13 protein-coding genes and 2 pseudogenes are annotated in these 17,176 nt (G+C 62.6%); 11 read left to right on the top strand and 4 right to left on the bottom strand.

All coding sequences use genetic code 11. The features are described 5' to 3' along the window. Nucleotides 1-13: 13 nt before the first annotated feature. Nucleotides 14-1,672: an ATP-dependent endonuclease gene (locus tag SERRSCBI_RS08080; protein WP_033650660.1), complete on the bottom strand. Its 1,659-nt coding sequence runs from the start codon at nucleotides 1,670-1,672 to the stop codon at nucleotides 14-16. Nucleotides 1,673-1,859: 187 nt separating this feature from the next. On the opposite strand from SERRSCBI_RS08080, the gene SERRSCBI_RS08075 reads away from it, so the two are divergent. The 5 genes from SERRSCBI_RS08075 to ltaE all read left to right on the top strand — a co-directional run bounded on the left by SERRSCBI_RS08075 (nucleotide 1,860) and on the right by ltaE (nucleotide 8,657). After that, nucleotides 1,860-2,756: a lysine exporter LysO family protein gene (locus tag SERRSCBI_RS08075; RefSeq protein ID WP_033642544.1), complete on the top strand. Its 897-nt coding sequence runs from the start codon at nucleotides 1,860-1,862 to the stop codon at nucleotides 2,754-2,756. A 182-nt stretch (nucleotides 2,757-2,938) separates the two neighbouring features. Then, on the top strand, nucleotides 2,939-4,588 hold the full coding sequence (gene hcp / locus SERRSCBI_RS08070) for a hydroxylamine reductase (protein ID WP_042784099.1): 1,650 nt from the start codon (nucleotides 2,939-2,941) through the stop codon (nucleotides 4,586-4,588). A gap of 56 nt (nucleotides 4,589-4,644) precedes the next feature. Further along, on the top strand, nucleotides 4,645-5,646 hold the full coding sequence (hcr, locus tag SERRSCBI_RS08065) for an NADH oxidoreductase (protein WP_042784098.1): 1,002 nt from the start codon (nucleotides 4,645-4,647) through the stop codon (nucleotides 5,644-5,646). 198 nt (nucleotides 5,647-5,844) lie between these two features. Then, entirely contained in the window at nucleotides 5,845-7,566 is a 1,722-nt protein-coding gene (gene poxB / locus SERRSCBI_RS08060; protein ID WP_042784096.1) for a ubiquinone-dependent pyruvate dehydrogenase, read from the top strand. Between the two features lie 74 nt (nucleotides 7,567-7,640). Beyond that, nucleotides 7,641-8,657 (top strand): low-specificity L-threonine aldolase, encoded by a 1,017-nt coding sequence (gene ltaE / locus SERRSCBI_RS08055; RefSeq protein WP_042784095.1) that lies wholly within the window; start codon nucleotides 7,641-7,643, stop codon nucleotides 8,655-8,657. Between the two features lie 29 nt (nucleotides 8,658-8,686). Here the strand turns inward: ltaE and SERRSCBI_RS08050 are convergent, their stop codons facing one another. Further along, nucleotides 8,687-9,034 (bottom strand): DUF1294 domain-containing protein, encoded by a 348-nt coding sequence (locus tag SERRSCBI_RS08050; RefSeq protein WP_033642539.1) that lies wholly within the window; start codon nucleotides 9,032-9,034, stop codon nucleotides 8,687-8,689. Nucleotides 9,035-9,184: 150 nt separating this feature from the next. Between SERRSCBI_RS08050 and SERRSCBI_RS08045 the strand changes: the two genes are divergently transcribed. Both SERRSCBI_RS08045 and SERRSCBI_RS08040 read left to right on the top strand, forming a co-directional pair. Further along, complete coding sequence (locus SERRSCBI_RS08045) at nucleotides 9,185-10,624, top strand: DUF2867 domain-containing protein (protein ID WP_042784094.1); 1,440 nt, start codon at nucleotides 9,185-9,187, stop codon at nucleotides 10,622-10,624. A 158-nt stretch (nucleotides 10,625-10,782) separates the two neighbouring features. Continuing rightward, nucleotides 10,783-11,793, top strand: a complete 1,011-nt coding sequence (locus tag SERRSCBI_RS08040) for an NAD(P)-dependent oxidoreductase (protein WP_004928393.1) — start codon at nucleotides 10,783-10,785, stop codon at nucleotides 11,791-11,793. Here the strand turns inward: SERRSCBI_RS08040 and SERRSCBI_RS08035 are convergent, their stop codons facing one another. After that, nucleotides 11,794-12,630 carry an N-acetylmuramoyl-L-alanine amidase gene (locus SERRSCBI_RS08035; protein ID WP_042784093.1) on the bottom strand — a complete coding sequence of 279 codons (837 nt, stop codon included), beginning with the start codon at nucleotides 12,628-12,630 and terminating at the stop codon, nucleotides 11,794-11,796. A gap of 187 nt (nucleotides 12,631-12,817) precedes the next feature. Between SERRSCBI_RS08035 and SERRSCBI_RS08030 the strand changes: the two are divergent. Beyond that, nucleotides 12,818-14,343, top strand: a pseudogene (locus tag SERRSCBI_RS08030) (DUF3300 domain-containing protein). A gap of 48 nt (nucleotides 14,344-14,391) precedes the next feature. Here the strand turns inward: SERRSCBI_RS08030 and SERRSCBI_RS08025 are convergent. Beyond that, the gene (locus SERRSCBI_RS08025; protein WP_004928400.1) at nucleotides 14,392-14,715 is read right to left on the bottom strand and encodes a heavy metal-binding domain-containing protein; all 324 of its coding nucleotides are present in this window, start codon (nucleotides 14,713-14,715) and stop codon (nucleotides 14,392-14,394) included. A 159-nt stretch (nucleotides 14,716-14,874) separates the two neighbouring features. On the opposite strand from SERRSCBI_RS08025, the gene SERRSCBI_RS08020 reads away from it, so the two are divergent. From SERRSCBI_RS08020 to artJ, 3 genes and pseudogenes are all read left to right on the top strand, one after another. Further along, entirely contained in the window at nucleotides 14,875-15,417 is a 543-nt protein-coding gene (locus tag SERRSCBI_RS08020) for a lipoprotein (RefSeq protein ID WP_033642535.1), read from the top strand. Nucleotides 15,418-15,681: 264 nt separating this feature from the next. After that, on the top strand, nucleotides 15,682-16,410 hold the full coding sequence (gene artP / locus SERRSCBI_RS08015) for an arginine ABC transporter ATP-binding protein ArtP (protein ID WP_089192582.1): 729 nt from the start codon (nucleotides 15,682-15,684) through the stop codon (nucleotides 16,408-16,410). Nucleotides 16,411-16,442: 32 nt separating this feature from the next. After that, nucleotides 16,443-17,175, top strand: a pseudogene (gene artJ / locus SERRSCBI_RS08010) (arginine ABC transporter substrate-binding protein). Nucleotide 17,176: the final 1 nt, after the last annotated feature.

Here is a 17,176-nt window from a genome sequence, read left to right as displayed (position 1 = left end):
ACCCGGCGGGCCGTCAGTCCGCCCGGCCGCGCGCCAGCCAGATCACCCGTGAGAACATTTTCTTCAGCAGCGGCGGCACCGAGTCCGTGCCCCATTCGCCGGCCTGCATCGCGACCTCGATCGCCAGATCCGGCTTCGAAGAGTGGTGGACCGCTTTCAGGATCACCTTGCGCACCGGCATCTGCGCATTGATCGGCACCGACGCCATTCGGTGATAGACCGGGGCGAACCCTTCGCGGAACATGAAGTGTTCCATGTCCGGCGCCGGCAGCGCGGTCAGCCGATCGCGTTCGTTGTCTTCATGATTGTCCAGCAGGCTGCGCACGGTGTTGGCGTACTTTTTGCCCGCCTCATCGCCGTCCACCAGCGCATGCCACTCGATGCCCATGCGGCGGGCAAAGCGCAGCAGCGGCTTCAGGCCGCACTGAGCGAATTCGATGACCCTTACCCCTTCCGCCTCGAAATGATAGCCGCACTGGCGCGCCAGTTCGTTCAGCAGCCACACTTCGGTTTCGCCCTCCACCAGCAGCCAGCAGCGGGCGAACAGCGACGACGGCCGGTTGAAACGGATGTGAAACGCGATGCGCCGCCCGTCTTCGGCGCTCAACCCGCGCGGCCCGAGACGATAGGTCGCGACGCGGCCCGACTCGCGCACCAGCCGGCACACGTGCTCCACCGGCACCAGCGACACCAATTCGCTGGAGTTGGTGGTGGTGATGCGCTGCAGCGGCAGCTGATTGAGCAGCCCCCAGGCCACCGACAGCATGATCGGATGCAGGCGAGTTTCCGGGTCTTCCACCAGCAGCAGCGGCCGGGCGTGCGGATCCAGCTTGACGTCGCCCTTGGCCTGCAGCAGGGTGGAAAACATGCCCAGCAGGATCAGACGCATGCTGCGGCTGTTCGGCTCGGCAACCATGCGGTTGATGCCGTCCAGCGCGCGCCAGGCGTCCTGCTCCGGTTCACCGCCGCGGCGGCGCGGCCGCGCCACCTGCGAGCTCTGCTCGGCAAAGTAGTGCTCGAGCAACTGCTGCATCGCCGCCAGCCCCTGACGCAGCTCGCCGTTGGTCAGCTTCTGCGGATTGCGCACCAGCTCGCGCGTCAGCTGATCCAGCTGCTGCGCCAACGCCTGCGTATCGGGTTTGCGTTCATCGCCGAGGCTGCTGGGGCGCAGGCGGCGAATAAAGCGCGCGTCGCGCAGGCGCAAAACCGGGTGGATGCGGATGATGGCGTGGGCCAGTTGTTCGATATGGTGCAGTTGAAAGGCGTTGCCGTCGGCGTCGAGAAAACCGCGCCAGGTGCACACCGTGCCGTCATCGGCCAGCTCGCCCTCGCAGCGGTAATGAATGCGGCTCAGGCCGTCTTCCCCCTTGACCCACAGCGGCGTCAGATGGCGGTAGCGCGGCAGGTGCGCGTGGCCGATGTCTTTCTCGCAGAAGGTGAATACCACCTGCAGGTGGCGCTCTTTGGCCGCCTCCTCACCGGGGGGAAAATGGAAGTCGTGCGCTTCAAATCGATACAGTTTCTGCTCCGGCGCCAGCAGCAGCGTCAGCGCATCCAGCAGGCTGGATTTACCCCAGGCGTTTTCGCCGAGCAACAGCGTGTTATCGTCCAGCATCAGGGACAGCCGATTAATACCGCGAAAACCTACAATTTCGATACGCTCCAAGAACATCCGCCGCCTCCCGTGCGCGCCGTCGCCTCTTCAATGAGGCGACTTTCACAGAGCATGGTCAAAAAACCCCTTGCAGGTCAAGCGGCCAGCGTCAAATCTGCCGCTTTACTCCGGCCGGGCTTTTGGTTAGCGTGTGCTCCTCGCCGCCGTTCGTCGCGCATCAAAACTCAAGGACACTCGTTGCACCATGTACTCAGGACTGTTGATTATTCTGTTACCGCTGATTGTCGGTTACCTCATTCCCTTACGCCATCGCCCGCTGCTGGTGCTGATCAACCGCCTGCTGAGCTGGATGGTGTATGTGATCCTGTTTTTCATGGGCATCAGCCTGGCGTTTATGGAGAATCTCAGCAGCAATCTGATGCTGATCTTCCAGTACAGCGCGGCGTTCTTCTTCTGCATTCTCTGCGCCAATCTGCTGTTGCTGGCGCTGCTGGAGCGGCGCATGCCGTGGCGCAGCAGCCATAAACAGGAAAAGCTGCCTTCGCGCGTGCATATGGCGCTGGAGTCGCTCAAGCTGTGCGGCGTGGTGCTCGGCGGCTTCCTGCTCGGCCTGACGCAGTGGCAATGGCTGCAGTTCGCCCATAAAGGCAGCGAATATGCGCTGATCTTCCTGCTGTTGCTGGTCGGCATTCAGCTGCGCAACAGCGGCATGACGCTGCGCCAGATCGTGCTCAACCGCCGCGGCACGCTGGTGGCGCTGGCGGTGGTCGTCGCGTCTCTGGCCGGCGGCGCGCTGGCGGCGCAGCTGCTGGGGCTGCCGGTCAAGGCCGGGCTGGCGATGGCCTCTGGCTTCGGCTGGTACTCGCTGTCCGGCATTCTGATCACCGACGCCTACGGCCCGGTGATGGGCAGCGCCGCGTTCTTCAACGATCTGGCGCGCGAGCTGGTGGCGATCATGCTGATCCCGACGCTGGTGCGCCGCAGCCGCTCCACCGCCCTCGGCCTGTGCGGCGCCACCTCGATGGACTTCACCCTGCCGGTGCTGCAGCGCAGCGGCGGACTGGACATGGTGCCGCCCGCCATCGTGCACGGCTTCCTGCTGAGCCTGCTGGCGCCGGTGCTGATCGCCCTGTTCTCCTGATCCTTTCCCCTTGGGGGCCACCCCGGCCCCCAAAGCGTAATCATTCCCATCCGCACGGCAAAATTGCGCTAAATCAAACTTGCCCGCAGTAGTCGCACAAAAGCCTTTTGCAACCCCGATCGCCGATCTATGCTTTTAAACAAGCATTATAAATGCAACTTTAAAAATAAAAGGAAGCGACTATGTTCTGTGTGCAATGTGAACAAACCATTCGAACCCCGGCAGGCAACGGCTGCGCGTATGCTCAGGGCATGTGCGGCAAAACGGCGGAAACCTCCGATCTGCAGGATCTGCTGGTGGCGGCGCTGCAGGGCCTCTCCGCCTGGGCGCTGCAGGCGCGTTCGCTGGGCATCGTCGACCACGAAATCGACAGCTTCGCCCCGCGCGCCTTCTTCTCCACCCTGACCAACGTCAACTTCGATTCCCAGCGCATCATCGGTTACGCGCGGGAAACCCTGCTGCTGCGCGACTCGCTGGCCGCCCGTTGCCGGCTGCTGGATGGCGGCGTGCGCGTCGATCACCCGATGGCGGCGCTGCAGCTGGCCGGCGACGCTATGCCTGCGCTGCTGCAGCAGGCGGCGCAGTTTGCCCTCGACAGCGACAAGGCCGAGGTCGGCGACGACGTACACGGTTTGCGCCTGCTGTGTCTGTATGGCCTGAAAGGTGCGGCGGCCTATATGGAACACGCGCACGTGCTCGGCCAGTTCGACGAGCAACTCTATGCCGACTACCACGCCTTTATGGCCTGGCTCGGCACCCGACCGCGCGACGTCGACACCCTGCTGAACAACGCCATGGGCATCGGCAAGATGAACTTCAACGTGATGGCGATCCTCGATCGCGGTGAAACCCAGGCCTACGGCGATCCGCAGCCCAGCGCAGTCAACGTGCGCCCGGTGGCCGGGAAAGCCATTCTGATTTCCGGCCACGATCTCAAAGATCTGCGCATGCTGCTCGAGCAAACCGAAGGGCAAAACGTCAACGTCTACACCCACGGTGAAATGCTGCCGGCGCACGGCTATCCGGAACTGAAAAAATTCAAACATCTGGTGGGCAACTACGGCAGCGGTTGGCAGAACCAGCAGACGGAATTCGCCAAATTCCCCGGCCCGATCGTGATGACCTCCAACTGCATCATCGATCCTAACGTCGGCAACTACGGCGATCGCATCTGGACCCGCAGTATCGTCGGCTGGCCGGGCGTCAACCATCTGGAAGGCGACGACTTCGGTGCCGTGATCCGCCAGGCTCAGGGCATGAACGGTTTCCCTTATACCGAGATCGAGCACCTGATCACCGTTGGCTTCGGCCGCCAGACGCTGCTGAACGCCGCCGACACGGTCATCGACCTGGTGTCGCAGAAAAAACTGCGCCACGTCTTCCTGGTGGGCGGCTGCGACGGCAGCCGCGACGAGCGCAGCTACTTCACCGACTTCGCCCGCAGCGTGCCGCAAGACTGCCTGATCATGACGCTGGCCTGCGGCAAGTACCGTTTCAACAAGCTGGATTTCGGCACGCTGGAAGGGTTGCCGCGCCTGCTGGACGTCGGCCAGTGCAACGACGCTTACTCCGCCATCATGCTGGCGGTCAAGCTGGCGGATACGCTCGGCTGCAGCGTCAACGAGCTGCCGCTCAGCCTGGTGCTGTCGTGGTTTGAACAGAAGGCGATCGTCATTCTGCTGACGCTGCTGTCGCTGGGGGTGAAAAACATCGTCACCGGCCCGACCGCGCCGGGCTTCCTGACCGACAACCTGATGACGATCCTCAACGAGAAATTCGGCCTGCGTCCGATCACCACCGTCGAGCAGGATATTGCAGCGCTGCTCGCCTGATGCCGTTACGTTATGGGGCCGCCTGCGCCGGCCCCTTTGTTTTTTGAGGTGCCCCGATGACTCAACCCACTCCGCTTTGCCCGAACCGCATGCAGGTGCATTCCATCCAGCGTGAAACCGCCGACGTCTGGACGCTGAACCTGATCTGCGACGTTTTCTACCCTTACCAGGCCGGCCAGTTCGCGCTGGTCAGCATTCGCAACAGCGAGGAGACGTTGCGCGCCTATACGCTCTCCTCCTCGCCCGGCCAGAGCCGCTTTCTCAGCATCAGCGTGCGCTGCCTGCCGGACGGCATCGGGTCGCGCTGGCTGACGCAAGAGGTCAAGCCCGGCAACACGCTGTGGCTGTCCGACGCGCAGGGCGAATTCAGCTGCGAGCGCCACCCGGCCGATCGTTATCTGATGCTGGCGGCCGGCTGCGGCGTGACGCCGATCGTCTCGATGTGCCGCTGGCTGACCGCCAACCGTCCGGCCTGCGATATCGCCGCGATCGTTAACGTACGCACCCCCGCCGGCACGATTTTCGCCGATCAATGGCGCGCGCTGTGCGCCGCCCATCCGCAGCTGCGCCTGACGCTGATGGCCGAGCAGGATCTGCAACCCGGCTACCTCAGCGGCCGCATCGATGAACAGACGCTGCGGCAGGCGGCGCCGGATATCGCCGAACGCACGGTAATGACCTGCGGCCCCGCGCCCTACATGGATCAGGTGGAGCAACTTTGTCGCCGGCTCGGCGTGCCGGCCGAGCGTTTCCATAAGGAGCAGTTCCACACGCCGACGGCACAGGCTGACGCCACCGAAGGGCTGACGCTGCGCGCCGCCCGCCCGCTGCGCGAATTCCGCGTGCCGGTCGGCAGCACCCTGCTGGCAGCGATGGAGGCCAATGCCCTGCCGGTCAACGCCGCCTGCCGCGCCGGAGTATGCGGTTCGTGCAAAACCCGCCTCCTCGAGGGCGACTACACCACCACCAGCACCATGACGTTGAGCGAGGAAGAGGTAGCGCAGGGCTACGTGCTGGCCTGCAGTTGCCAGCTGCAGGGCGACGTCACCCTGGCGTGATCCCTGGCCCCATCGCCGCGATGGGGCATTTATCGGCAAGTTCCCCGTGGCCAGCCCGGTTACACTTTTCCCCGTCCTACGCTCTTTACCCTTCCTGACCGCATCTCGTCCACAGCCGGTAAGCTATGCTTGCAGTTGTTCTGCTGCCACTCACCGGATCGAGTCCACATCGTTTTTCAAACCATGTTTGGGGGAACCATGAAGCAAACCGTAGCCACACTGATCGCCAAAACGCTGGATCAAGCCGGCGTAAAACGCATTTGGGGCGTGACCGGCGATTCGCTCAACGGCCTCAGCGACAGCCTGCACCGCATGGGCACCATCGAATGGCTGGGCACCCGCCATGAAGAGGTGGCCGCCTTCGCCGCCGGCGCCGAAGCCCAGCTCACCGGCCAGTTGGCGGTGTGCGCCGGTTCCTGCGGCCCCGGCAACCTGCATCTGATCAACGGCCTGTTCGACTGCCACCGCAACCATGTGCCGGTGCTGGCGATCGCCGCGCACATCCCTTCCAGCGAAATCGGCAGCGGCTACTTCCAGGAAACCCATCCGCAGGAGTTGTTCCGCGAATGCAGCCACTATTGCGAACTGGTCTCCAACCCGGAACAGCTGCCGCGCGTGCTGGAGATCGCCATGCGCAAGGCGATCCTCAATCGCGGCGTGTCGGTGGTCGTCTTGCCGGGCGACGTGGCGCTGCGCATGGCGCCGGAAGACGCGGCCGTGACCTGGCATACCCCGGCGCTGCCGCTGGTGCAGCCGCCGATGAGCGAGCTGAACAAGCTGGCGGAAACGCTGAACAAGGCGAAGAACATCACCCTGATGTGCGGCAGCGGCTGCGCCGGCGCGCACGATGAAGTGGTCAAGCTGGCCGAACTGCTGCAGGCGCCGGTGGTGCACGCGCTGCGCGGTAAAGAACATATCGAATGGGACAACCCGTACAGCGTCGGCATGACCGGGCTGATCGGTTTCTCCTCCGGTTATCACGCGATGATGAACGCCGACACGCTGGTGCTGCTCGGCACCCAGTTCCCCTATCGGGCGTTCTACCCCACCAACGCCAACATCATTCAGATCGACATCAACCCCGGCAGCATCGGCGCGCACTGCCCGGTCAATATGGCGCTGGTGGGCGATATCCACACCACCCTCACCGCCCTGCTGCCGCAGCTGGAGCCGAAGCGCGATCGGGCGTTCCTCGACAAGGCGCTGGAGCATTACCGCAACGCGCGCAAGGATCTCGACGGGCTGGCGACCGCCGGCGACGACCAACCGATCCACCCGCAGTATCTGGCGCAGCAGCTCAGCCACTATGCCAGCGACGACGCCATCTTCACCTGCGACGTCGGCACGCCAACGGTGTGGGCCGCCCGCTACGTGAAAATGAACGGCAAGCGCCGCCTGCTCGGTTCGTTCAACCACGGTTCGATGGCCAACGCCATGCCGCAGGCGATAGGCGCTCAGGCCACCGCGCCGGATAAACAGGTGATCGCCATGTGCGGCGACGGCGGCTTCACCATGCTGATGGGCGATTTCCTGTCGCTGGCGCAGCTCAAGCTGCCGGTGAAAATCGTGGTGTTCAACAACAGCGTGCTGGGATTTGTGGCGATGGAGATGAAGGCCGGCGGCTACCTGACCGACGGCACCGATCTGCATAATCCGGACTTCGCGGCGATCGCCAACGCCGCCGGCATCAAGGGCATCCGCGTGGAAAAAGCCTCCGATCTGGACGGCGCGCTGCAGGAGATGTTGGCGCACCCCGGCCCGGCGCTGCTGGATGTGGTCACCGCCAAGCAAGAGCTGGCGATGCCGCCGCAGATCAAGTTCGAACAGGCGAAAGGTTTCAGCCTGTACATGCTGCGCGCCATCATCAACGGCCGCGGCGACGAAGTGGTCGAGCTGGCGAAAACCAACTGGCTGCGTTAAGCAAGCTACCCGGTAAAATAAAGGGTATATGATGCCATGTACCCTTTTCCTCTCCCTTACATTCCAGGAACCCTATGCTTATCGATCTACGCAGCGACACCGTCACCCGCCCCAGCGCCGCCATGCGCCAGGCGATGGCTCAGGCAGAAGTCGGCGACGACGTCTACGGCGATGATCCGACGGTCAACGCGCTGGAGGCGGAAGCGGTGCGTCTGTCGGGCAAAGAAGCGGCGCTGTTTCTGCCCAGCGGCACCCAGGCCAACCTGGTGGCGCTGCTGAGCCACTGCCAGCGCGGCGATGAATATCTGGTCGGCCAGCAGGCGCACAACTACAAATACGAAGCCGGCGGCGCAGCGGTGCTGGGCAGCATTCAGCCGCAGCCGATCGAGGCCGACGCCGACGGCACGCTGCCGCTGGACAAGCTCGACGCCGCCATCAAACCCGACGATATCCACTTCGCCCGCACCCGGCTGCTGAGCCTGGAAAACACCATCAGCGGCCGAGTCCTGCCGCAGGCCTACCTGCAGCAGGCGTGGCAGTTTACCCGCGAGCGGCAGCTGGCGCTGCATATCGACGGCGCGCGCATCTTCAACGCCGCCGTGGCGCTGAACCTGCCGCTGAAAGAGATCGTGCAATACTGCGACACCTTCACCATTTGCCTGTCGAAAGGGTTGGGCGCGCCGGTCGGCTCGCTGCTGTGCGGCAGCGAGGCTTTCATCCAACGCGCGCTGCGCTGGCGCAAGATGACCGGCGGCGGGCTGCGTCAGGCCGGCATCCTGGCGGCGGCCGGTCTCTACGCGCTGGAGCATAACGTTGCACGGCTGCGCGAAGACCATGACAACGCGGTCTGGCTGGAGCAACAGCTGCGGCAGATCGGCGTAGAGATCGCCGCTCCCGGCGCGCAGACCAACGTGCTGTACCTGCGCCAACCGCCGGCGCTGGCGGCCAAACTCGGCCCGTGGATGCGCGAACGCGGCGTGCTGATCAGCAGCGGCCCGCTGACGCGCATTCTGACCCACCTCGACGTCAGCCGTCAGGATCTGCAGCGGGTGGTCGAACTGTGGCGGGAGTTTCTTCAGCAGCACGCCTGATCGCTCGGGGCGCAGACCGCGCCCCGCACTCAGAAGATCCAGCGGCCGTAAACCCAGTACCACAGCCCCAGCACCGCCGCCAGATTGAGCGCCACGCTGAGGATGAACCAGGTTTTAAACGGCTGCTTCTGGGTCTTGTGGCGAAACAGCTGCTGCGCCAGCAGCGCGCCCAACCAGCCGCCCAACGCGCCGAACAGCAACAGCGTCGTCTCCGGCACCCGTCGCCATCCCTTGCGCGCCGCCAGCTTATCGCCGCCGTAGATCAGAAACGTCAGCAGGTTGGCCGACAGCAGCCACATCCACACCGGATGCGGCGAGAACAGGCTGGCGATCAGCGCCAGGCCCAGCAGGGCGTAACAAATCACATTGAGTTTCATGGCATTCGGTTTTTCGTGCGATAAGGGGCGCGTAGTGTGAACTCGCGCCGCGGCGGATGCAACCGGCTTATACCCATACAAAATGTGCATTTAAACCCTGAATTTGGCATCCTGTCGTTCTGCCAATCCTCTACCGCACAAGGCGGCTCGATGACACCCCAACGCGTACTGGTTCTTGGAGCCAGCGGCTATATAGGCCAGAACCTGATCCCGCACCTGATCGAACAGGGGCACCAGATTACCGCCGCCGCGCGGCGCATCGAGTGGCTGCAGGAGCAGAACTGGCCGCAGGTCAACTGCCTGTATGTCGATCTGTACCGCCCGGACACCCTGAGCGCGGCGCTGTGGGAGATAGATACGCTTTACTATCTGGTGCACGCGATGGGCGACGGCGACGACTTTATCGAGAAGGAACGCCAGGCGGCGGAAAATCTGCGCGACGCGCTGCGCAATGCCGGCGTCAAGCAGGTGATCTTTCTCGGCGCGCTGCAGCCGAACGACGACAGTTCGCCGCACCTGGCGGCGCGCCGCCTGACCGGCGAGATCCTGCGCCAGAGCGGCGTGCCGGTGACCGAGCTGCGCGCCGGCATCATCGTCGGCCCCGGCTCGGCGGCGTTCGAAGTGATGCGCGACATGGTCTATAACCTGCCGGTGCTGACGCCGCCGCGCTGGGTGCGCTCGAAGTCCTCGCCGGTAGCGCTGGAGAACCTGCTGGTTTATCTGGCCGATCTGCTGGCGCACCCGGCGCAAGAACACCGCATCTTTGACGTCGCCGGGCCGGAATACCTCAGCTATCAGGATATGTTCAAACGCTTTATCGCCATCAGCGGCAAGCGGCGCTGGCTGATCCCGATCCCCTTACCAACGCGGCTGATTTCAGTGTGGTTCATCAGCCTTATCACCTCGGTGCCGACGCCGATCGCGCGCGCGCTGATCCAGGGCCTGAAGCACGATCTGCCCGCCGACGGCAAACCGTTGCAGGCCCTGATCCCGCAACGTCTGCACACCTTCGATCAGGCGGTCACCGCCACGCTGCAGCGCGAACTGGAGGTGGTCGATTCCGCCGACTGGGGCTACGATCCGGCGGCGCGGGCCCGCTGGCGCCCCGGCTACGGCTATTACCCGAAACAGGCGGGGTGTTCGCTCGACACCGCCGCCTCCAGCCAGGCGCTGTGGCAAACGGTGCAGCAGTTGGGGGGCGAGGAAGGCTATTTCTACGCCAATATCCTGTGGCGGATCCGCGCCCGCATGGACGACATGATCGGCAACGGCGTGGTCTATGGCCGCCCGGCGCGCGCGTCCCTGGCGCTGGGCGACGAGATCGACGGGTGGAAAGTCATCACGCTGAAGCCGCTGCGGCAGCTGGCGCTGCTGTTCGGCATGAAGGCGCCGGGGCTGGGGCGGCTGAGCTTCACCATTACCGATCGCGGCGATCGCCGCACGCTGGACGTGCGCGCCTGGTGGCATCCGGCCGGCTTCAGCGGGCTGCTGTATTGGTTCGCCATGATGCCCGCGCACCTGTTCATTTTTCGCGGCATGGCGAAGCGCATCGCGACGCTGGCCGAGAACCTGGACCGCCAACAGCGCTGAATGCCGTTCATTTGTCGATCAACCGCACAGTTTGCCGCTGTGCTTCGGGGCTTTCCGATTGCATAGCGCACGAAATCACGGAAGAATGGCATCTTATTTGCTGGGAGCGCCGCAAGCGCCCGCCGGTATTCCGATTTTGGGTGAGAATAGAGTCCGTTATGAAGGTATTGGTCACCGGTGCAACCAGTGGGTTAGGCCGTAACGCCGTTGAATATCTGCGCCGCCAGGGCATCAAAGTGCGCGCCACCGGTCGTAACCAGGCGATGGGCGGCCTGCTGGAAAAAATGGGCGCGGAGTTCATTCATGCCGATCTCACCAACCTGATCTCTTCGCAGGCCAAAGCGATGCTGGCGGACGTCGATGTGCTGTGGCACTGCTCCAGCTTTACCTCACCCTGGGGCACCGAAGAAGCCTTCGAACTGGCCAACGTCCGCGCCACCCGCCGCCTCGGCGAATGGGCGGCGGCCTATGGCGTGGCGCAGTTCATTCACATCTCTTCCCCGGCGATCTATTTCGACTACCACCATCACCGCAACGTAACCGAAGACTTTCGCCCGCAGCGTTACGCCAACGAGTTCGCGCGCAGCAAGGCCGCCGGCGAGCAGGTGATCCAGCAATTGGCGCTGTCCAATCCGCAGACCCATTTCACCATTTTGCGCCCGCAGGGCCTGTTCGGGCCGCACGACAAGGTGATGCTGCCGCGGTTGCTGCAGATGATCAAACGCTACGGCAACCTGCTGCTGCCGCGCGGCGGCGCGGCGATGGTGGACATGACCTATCTGGAGAATGCGGTGCACGCCATGTGGCTGGCGACGCTAAAAGAAGACACGCCGTCCGGCCGCGCCTACAACATCACCAACCAGCAGCCGCGCCCGCTTCGCACCGTGGTGCAGCAGCTGATCGACGATTTGGGCATGAAGTGCCGCATCCGCTCCGTCCCCTATCCGATGCTCGACATGATGGCGCGCGGCATGGAGCGCCTGGGCAGCAAAAGCGAAAAGGAGCCGGTGCTGACCCATTACGGCGTCGCCAAACTCAACTTCGATCTCACGCTCGATACCACCCGCGCGCAGCAAGAGCTGGGCTATCAGCCGATCGTCTCGCTGGAAGAAGGCATCGCGCGCACCGCCCGCTGGCTGAAAGATCACGGCAAACTGCACGGCCTGTAATCAACGCCACGCGCCGTACTTCAACAGCAGCGCATCGATAATCGCCTCACTCTCTGCATCCGGCTCGCCGCGAACATCGTCGGGCCGGAAATGCATCTGAAACGCCGCCAGCACGTTGCGCTGCTGCCGCGCATCCCACGACGGGTCGATCGCGTAACCGTAACGCGCCAGCTTTTCGAGCAGCGGCGCCATAGGTACCGGCGCATGGCGATCGCGCCCCGCCAGCAATCGCTGCACGTCTGCCTCGTCCGGCCAGGCGCCGATGCCGGCCTGCGCCAGTTGCCGCCAGGGGAACAGCGGGCCGGGATCCTGTTTGCGCTGCGGCGCGATGTCGCTGTGCCCCACCACGTCCTGCGGCTGAATGCCATAGCGTTGGATAATGTCGCGGCTCAGCGGAATCAACACGGCGATCTGTTCCGCCGTGTAGGGCTGCCAGTGGGTGAACAGCATGCTGCGGGTGAAACCCTTGTTGACGATTTCAATGCCGATCGAGGTGTCGTTGAGATTGCTGCGCCCGCGCCAGGTGCTGACGCCGGCATGCCAGGCGCGCATCGCCTCCGGCACCAACCGGTACACCGTCGGTTTGCCGTGTTCGCGCTGCGGATGCGCCGGCAACAGGTAGTGTGCGCTGACGTGTTCGTCGGTCAACGTTTTCAACGAGGAATGAAAGTCTTCCGCCGTATAGTGCATCACCAGAAACCGAATGCGCTGATCGGCGCCCTGCGCCTGATGCAAGGTTTCGAGCTGGTAAGCGCCACGATCGACGAGCGTGTCCTGCTGCGGATTTTGGCATCCCGCCAACAGCGCGGCGGCGATGATCCCTGGCCAAATTTTCACTTATCCTCCTGATTGTCGTCCGTGAAAGATGTAACGCGACGCGATTAACCTGTATCCAATCATCACGCTCATCGAGAAACAATGACAGATAGCGCCGATGTGCAAGCGAGTGTTTCTCCCGACTGGCGGCCTCTCCCGCCCATGATAGTCTCAAAGTATCATCTGCGCTGAAAGAGCGGAGTCGAACATGTTCACGCCACGCTATCTGTCCTGGTTGCTCTGTGCCGCCATGTTGCCGCTGAGCGGTTGCGATCAGCAAAAAGTCGCCGGTGCGATGGGCGGCAACGTTCCACCCCCGGCCGCTCCTGCCGCCAATGCAAGTACGCCGGCCTATACGCCGCTGAGCGCCGATCAACTGTACCAGTTGGTCAGTCCGGTGGCGCTGTTCCCCGACAAGCTGCTGGCGCAGGTGTTGGCCGGCGCGGGCTATCCTGACCAAATCAGCGCCGCGGATGCCTGGCTGGCGCAAAACCGCGGCTTGCAACCGGCGGCGCTCAGCTCAGCGGCCGACGCTCAGCCCTGGGATCCCAGCGTGCGCGGCCTGGTGCAATTCCCCGACGTGCTCGACCAAATGGCGAAAAACATCCCCTGGACCACCGCCCTGGGCAGCGCCTACCTGAACGATCCCACCGACGTGATGAACGCCATTCAGGTGATGCGTCAACGGGCGGCCAGCCAAGGCACGCTGAAAAATACTCCGCAGCAGCGCATCGTCGTGGCGCCGACGACGCGTTATGTCGAACAGCAGCCCTATCGCCAGCGCGTGGTGGCGGCGCCGGGCGAGACCATCGTTATCGAACCCAGCCAGCCGGATACGGTTTACGTCCCGCATTACGATCCCTGGCAAGCCTACGGCACGCCGGTCCCGGCCTATCCGAGCTATCAGTATCAGCCCTCGGGCTACAGCGGCGGCGACATGCTGGCGGCCGGCGTGATCAGCTTCGGCGTCGGCATCGCGGTGGCTACCTTGTTTAACCAGCACGACAGCGGCTGGCACAACTGGGATATGCGCTGGGACGATCGCCGCCAGCCGGTGGTCTACCGCAATGCGCCCTATGTCTCACACTCCACCACCGTGGTAAATCGCGTCACCAACATCAACCAATATAACAACGTCAACAATGTGAATCGCAGCAGCACCAGCACGGTGAACAACTACAATACGTCCCCGCCGCGCCGACGCCGCGCTTCAACGCATCGGCGCCGAACGCGGCGCCGCAACAGCCGCGCGTCGCGCCTGCAGCCCATGCGCCGATGACCATGCCGAACTTTGCGCATACCCAGCCGGTAGCGGCCGCGCCGCACGTGCAACAATCGGTCAACGCGTCCCATGTGCAGCAACCGATGAGCATGCCGACGTTCACGCATACCGCGCCTGCGGCGCCCCACGCGCAGCAGCCGATGGCCGTGCATTCAGCGCCGGTACAGACGCATCCGATGCCGGCCGTCGCGCCGGTGCATCAATCCGCCGTGCGGCCACCGGTTCAGGTCGCGCCGCACGTCGTTCAGCCGGCGGTACACGAACCGGCCGTAGCGCCGCACCCGGCGGTAGTGCGCCCGACGCCGATGCCGCAAGAACGCGTCATGCCGCATCCGGTCCCGGCGCCGCAGATCCGCCCGTCGTTCGTTCAGCCGATACAGCATCGCCAGGAGCCGGCGCCGGTAAAACCGCAGGAGCACCGCCCGATCGTCGAGCAGCACAAGGTGGGGTAAAGCAAGAGAACGCCGCCCCGGCGGAACGGCCAGGGCGCGAGAATGGCGTTAGCGGCTGACTTTCACCGCGGTGCCGCTGACGGTCACCATCAGCATGCTGCCGTCTTTACCAACAGTTTCATAATCGATATCAATGCCGACCACCGCGTTGGCGCCCAGCTCTTTCGCCTGATCTTCCAGCTCTTCGAACGCGATCAAGCGCGCCTTGCGCAGCTCTTTCTCATAAGCGCCCGAGCGGCCGCCGACGATATCGCGCACGCCGGCGAAGAAATCACGAAAAATGTTGGCGCCGAGGATCGCTTCGCCGGTCACAACGCCGCAGTATTCGGTGATGGTGAACCCTTCCAGGGTCGGGGTAGTTGAAAGCTGCATCAGAATTCCTTGTTTGATTAATTCAACGTATCTATGACCAGAAGATTGACATTATGTTCGCTTAATCAATGGCACGCAGTACGAATGCAAGGCTAAAAAACGCATTTATACTGTAAGCTATCGGTCTTCATGGTAGAGACTTTCACATAAGGTAATAAGATGAAAACAAAAACGATTGCGGCTGTTTTACCCTTAGCGCTGTTGCTGAGTGCCTGTACCACGGTGGAACCGGCATACAAGGATATCGGCACCCGCAGCGGCAGCTGTGTGGAAGGCGGCCCGGATACGGTCGCGCAAAAGTTCTATGACCTGCGCATCCAGCAAGGTTCCAGCCTGCCGGACAGCAACCGCCTGGCGCAGCTGCAGCCTTATCTGAGCAAAGTGCTGTATCAGGATCTGGTCAGCGCCGCTCAAAATCCGGGCAAGCATCAGATAACCGGCGATCTGTTCTCCGGCAACGCGCAAGGGCCAAGCAGCGCGTCCGTCGCCAGCGCCTCGACCATTCCCAACACCGATGCGAAGAACATCCCGCTGCGCGTTGACTTGAGCTACCAGAAAGACGCCAACAGTACCGTGAACTGGCAAGACGAAGTGCTGATGGTGCGCGAAGGCACCTGCTGGGTGGTTGATGATATTCGCTACCTGAATGTTCCAGCGCACGCCACCAACGGCAGCGTGCGTCAGGTGCTGGAAAACCGATAACCCGCACTCCCCGGCCGACGCGGGCCCGCCGCGTCGGTCGTTCCCGTCTCCCCTTGCGCCGCTCAGATTTCGTCCGATAGAAAAAATTTCGCTACCGATCTCACAGCCTGCGCCACAAATCCCCTCCCTCGGCCTGAGTCGCGGTATCTTGTGCTAATCTTTTACTGTCCCGCCGCACACTCATAAATTTTAACGCACAAAGATTGCATAAGTATTCTGTGGAAGTTAACATTTGCGGCATCAATGTCTATTCAATTCTGGCGCATGAGTATTCAACTTAACGGTATCAACTGCTATTACGGCGCTCACCAGGCGCTGTTTGACATCACGCTGGAATGTCCAGCCGGGGAAACCCTGGTGCTGCTTGGCCCAAGCGGCGCCGGGAAAAGTTCATTGCTGCGGGTGCTGAACCTGCTGGAAATGCCGCGTTCGGGTCAGCTAAAGATCGCCGGCAACCAATTCGATTTCAAGCAGGCGCCGGGCGAAAAAGCCATTCGCGAACTGCGGCAAAATGTCGGCATGGTCTTCCAGCAATACAACCTGTGGCCTCACCTCACCGTGGTCCAGAACCTGATCGAAGCGCCTTGCCGCGTGCTGGGTCTGACCAAGGCTCAGGCGATGGAGCGCGCCGACAAGCTGCTCAAGCGTCTGCGCCTGACCGACTTCGCCGATCGCTTTCCGCTGCACCTTTCCGGCGGCCAGCAGCAGCGCGTAGCGATCGCTCGCGCCCTGATGATGGAGCCGCAGGTGCTGCTGTTCGATGAACCGACCGCAGCGCTGGATCCGGAAATCACCGCCCAGATCGTCAGCATCATTCGCGAACTGGCCGGCACCGGCATCACTCAGGTGATCGTCACCCACGAAGTGGAAGTGGCACGCAAGACCGCCAGCCGCGTGGTGTACATGGAAAACGGCCATGTGGTGGAGCAAGGCGACAGCAGCCACTTCACGCAGCCGCGGACCACCGAGTTTGCCAACTACTTATCACACTAACAATTAACTTGCTGTAATTTGGGGAGTTTGCGATGAAAAAACTAAATAATCGCCGCCGTTCTGGCCGGCATCAGCGTTTCCGCCTCCGCAGCCGAAACCATCCGTTTCGCTACCGAAGCCTCCTATCCTCCATTTGAATTTATTGACGCCGGCAACAAAATTCAGGGTTTTGATGTCGATCTGGCCAACGCGCTGTGCAAAGAGATGCAGGCCGAGTGCACCTTCACCAATCAGGCGTTCGACAGCCTGATCCCAAGCCTGAAGTTCAAGCGTTTCGATGCGGTCATGGCCGGTATGGACATTACGCCGGAGCGTGAAAAGCAGGTGCTGTTCACCAAGCCGTACTACGATAACTCGGCGCTGTTCATCGCGCAGAAAGGCAAAATCGCCGACGTGGCGGCGCTGAAAGGCAAGAAAGTCGGCGTGCAAAACGGCACCACTCACCAAAAATACCTGACCGACAAGCACCCGGAAATCACCACCGTGCCTTACGACAGCTACCAAAACGCCATTTTGGATCTGAAGAACGGCCGCGTTGATGCGGTGTTCGGCGATACCGCGGTGGTCAACGAGTGGCTGAAGCAGAATGACGCGCTGGCGACAGTGGGCGCCAAAGTAACGGATAAAGACTACTTCGGCACCGGCCTCGGCATCGCGGTACGCCAGAAAAATACCGATCTGCAGGGCAAGTTCAACGCCGCTCTGGACAAGATCAAGCAGGATGGGACCTATGAAACCATCTACAAAAAATGGTTCCAGCAGTAAT

It is taken from the genome of Serratia sp. SCBI, assembly GCF_000747565.1.
In the GTDB taxonomy this organism is placed as follows: domain Bacteria; phylum Pseudomonadota; class Gammaproteobacteria; order Enterobacterales; family Enterobacteriaceae; genus Serratia; species Serratia ureilytica.
The sequence above is the reverse complement of the archived record's forward strand: the minus strand, read 5'-3'. Positions and strand labels throughout refer to the sequence as shown.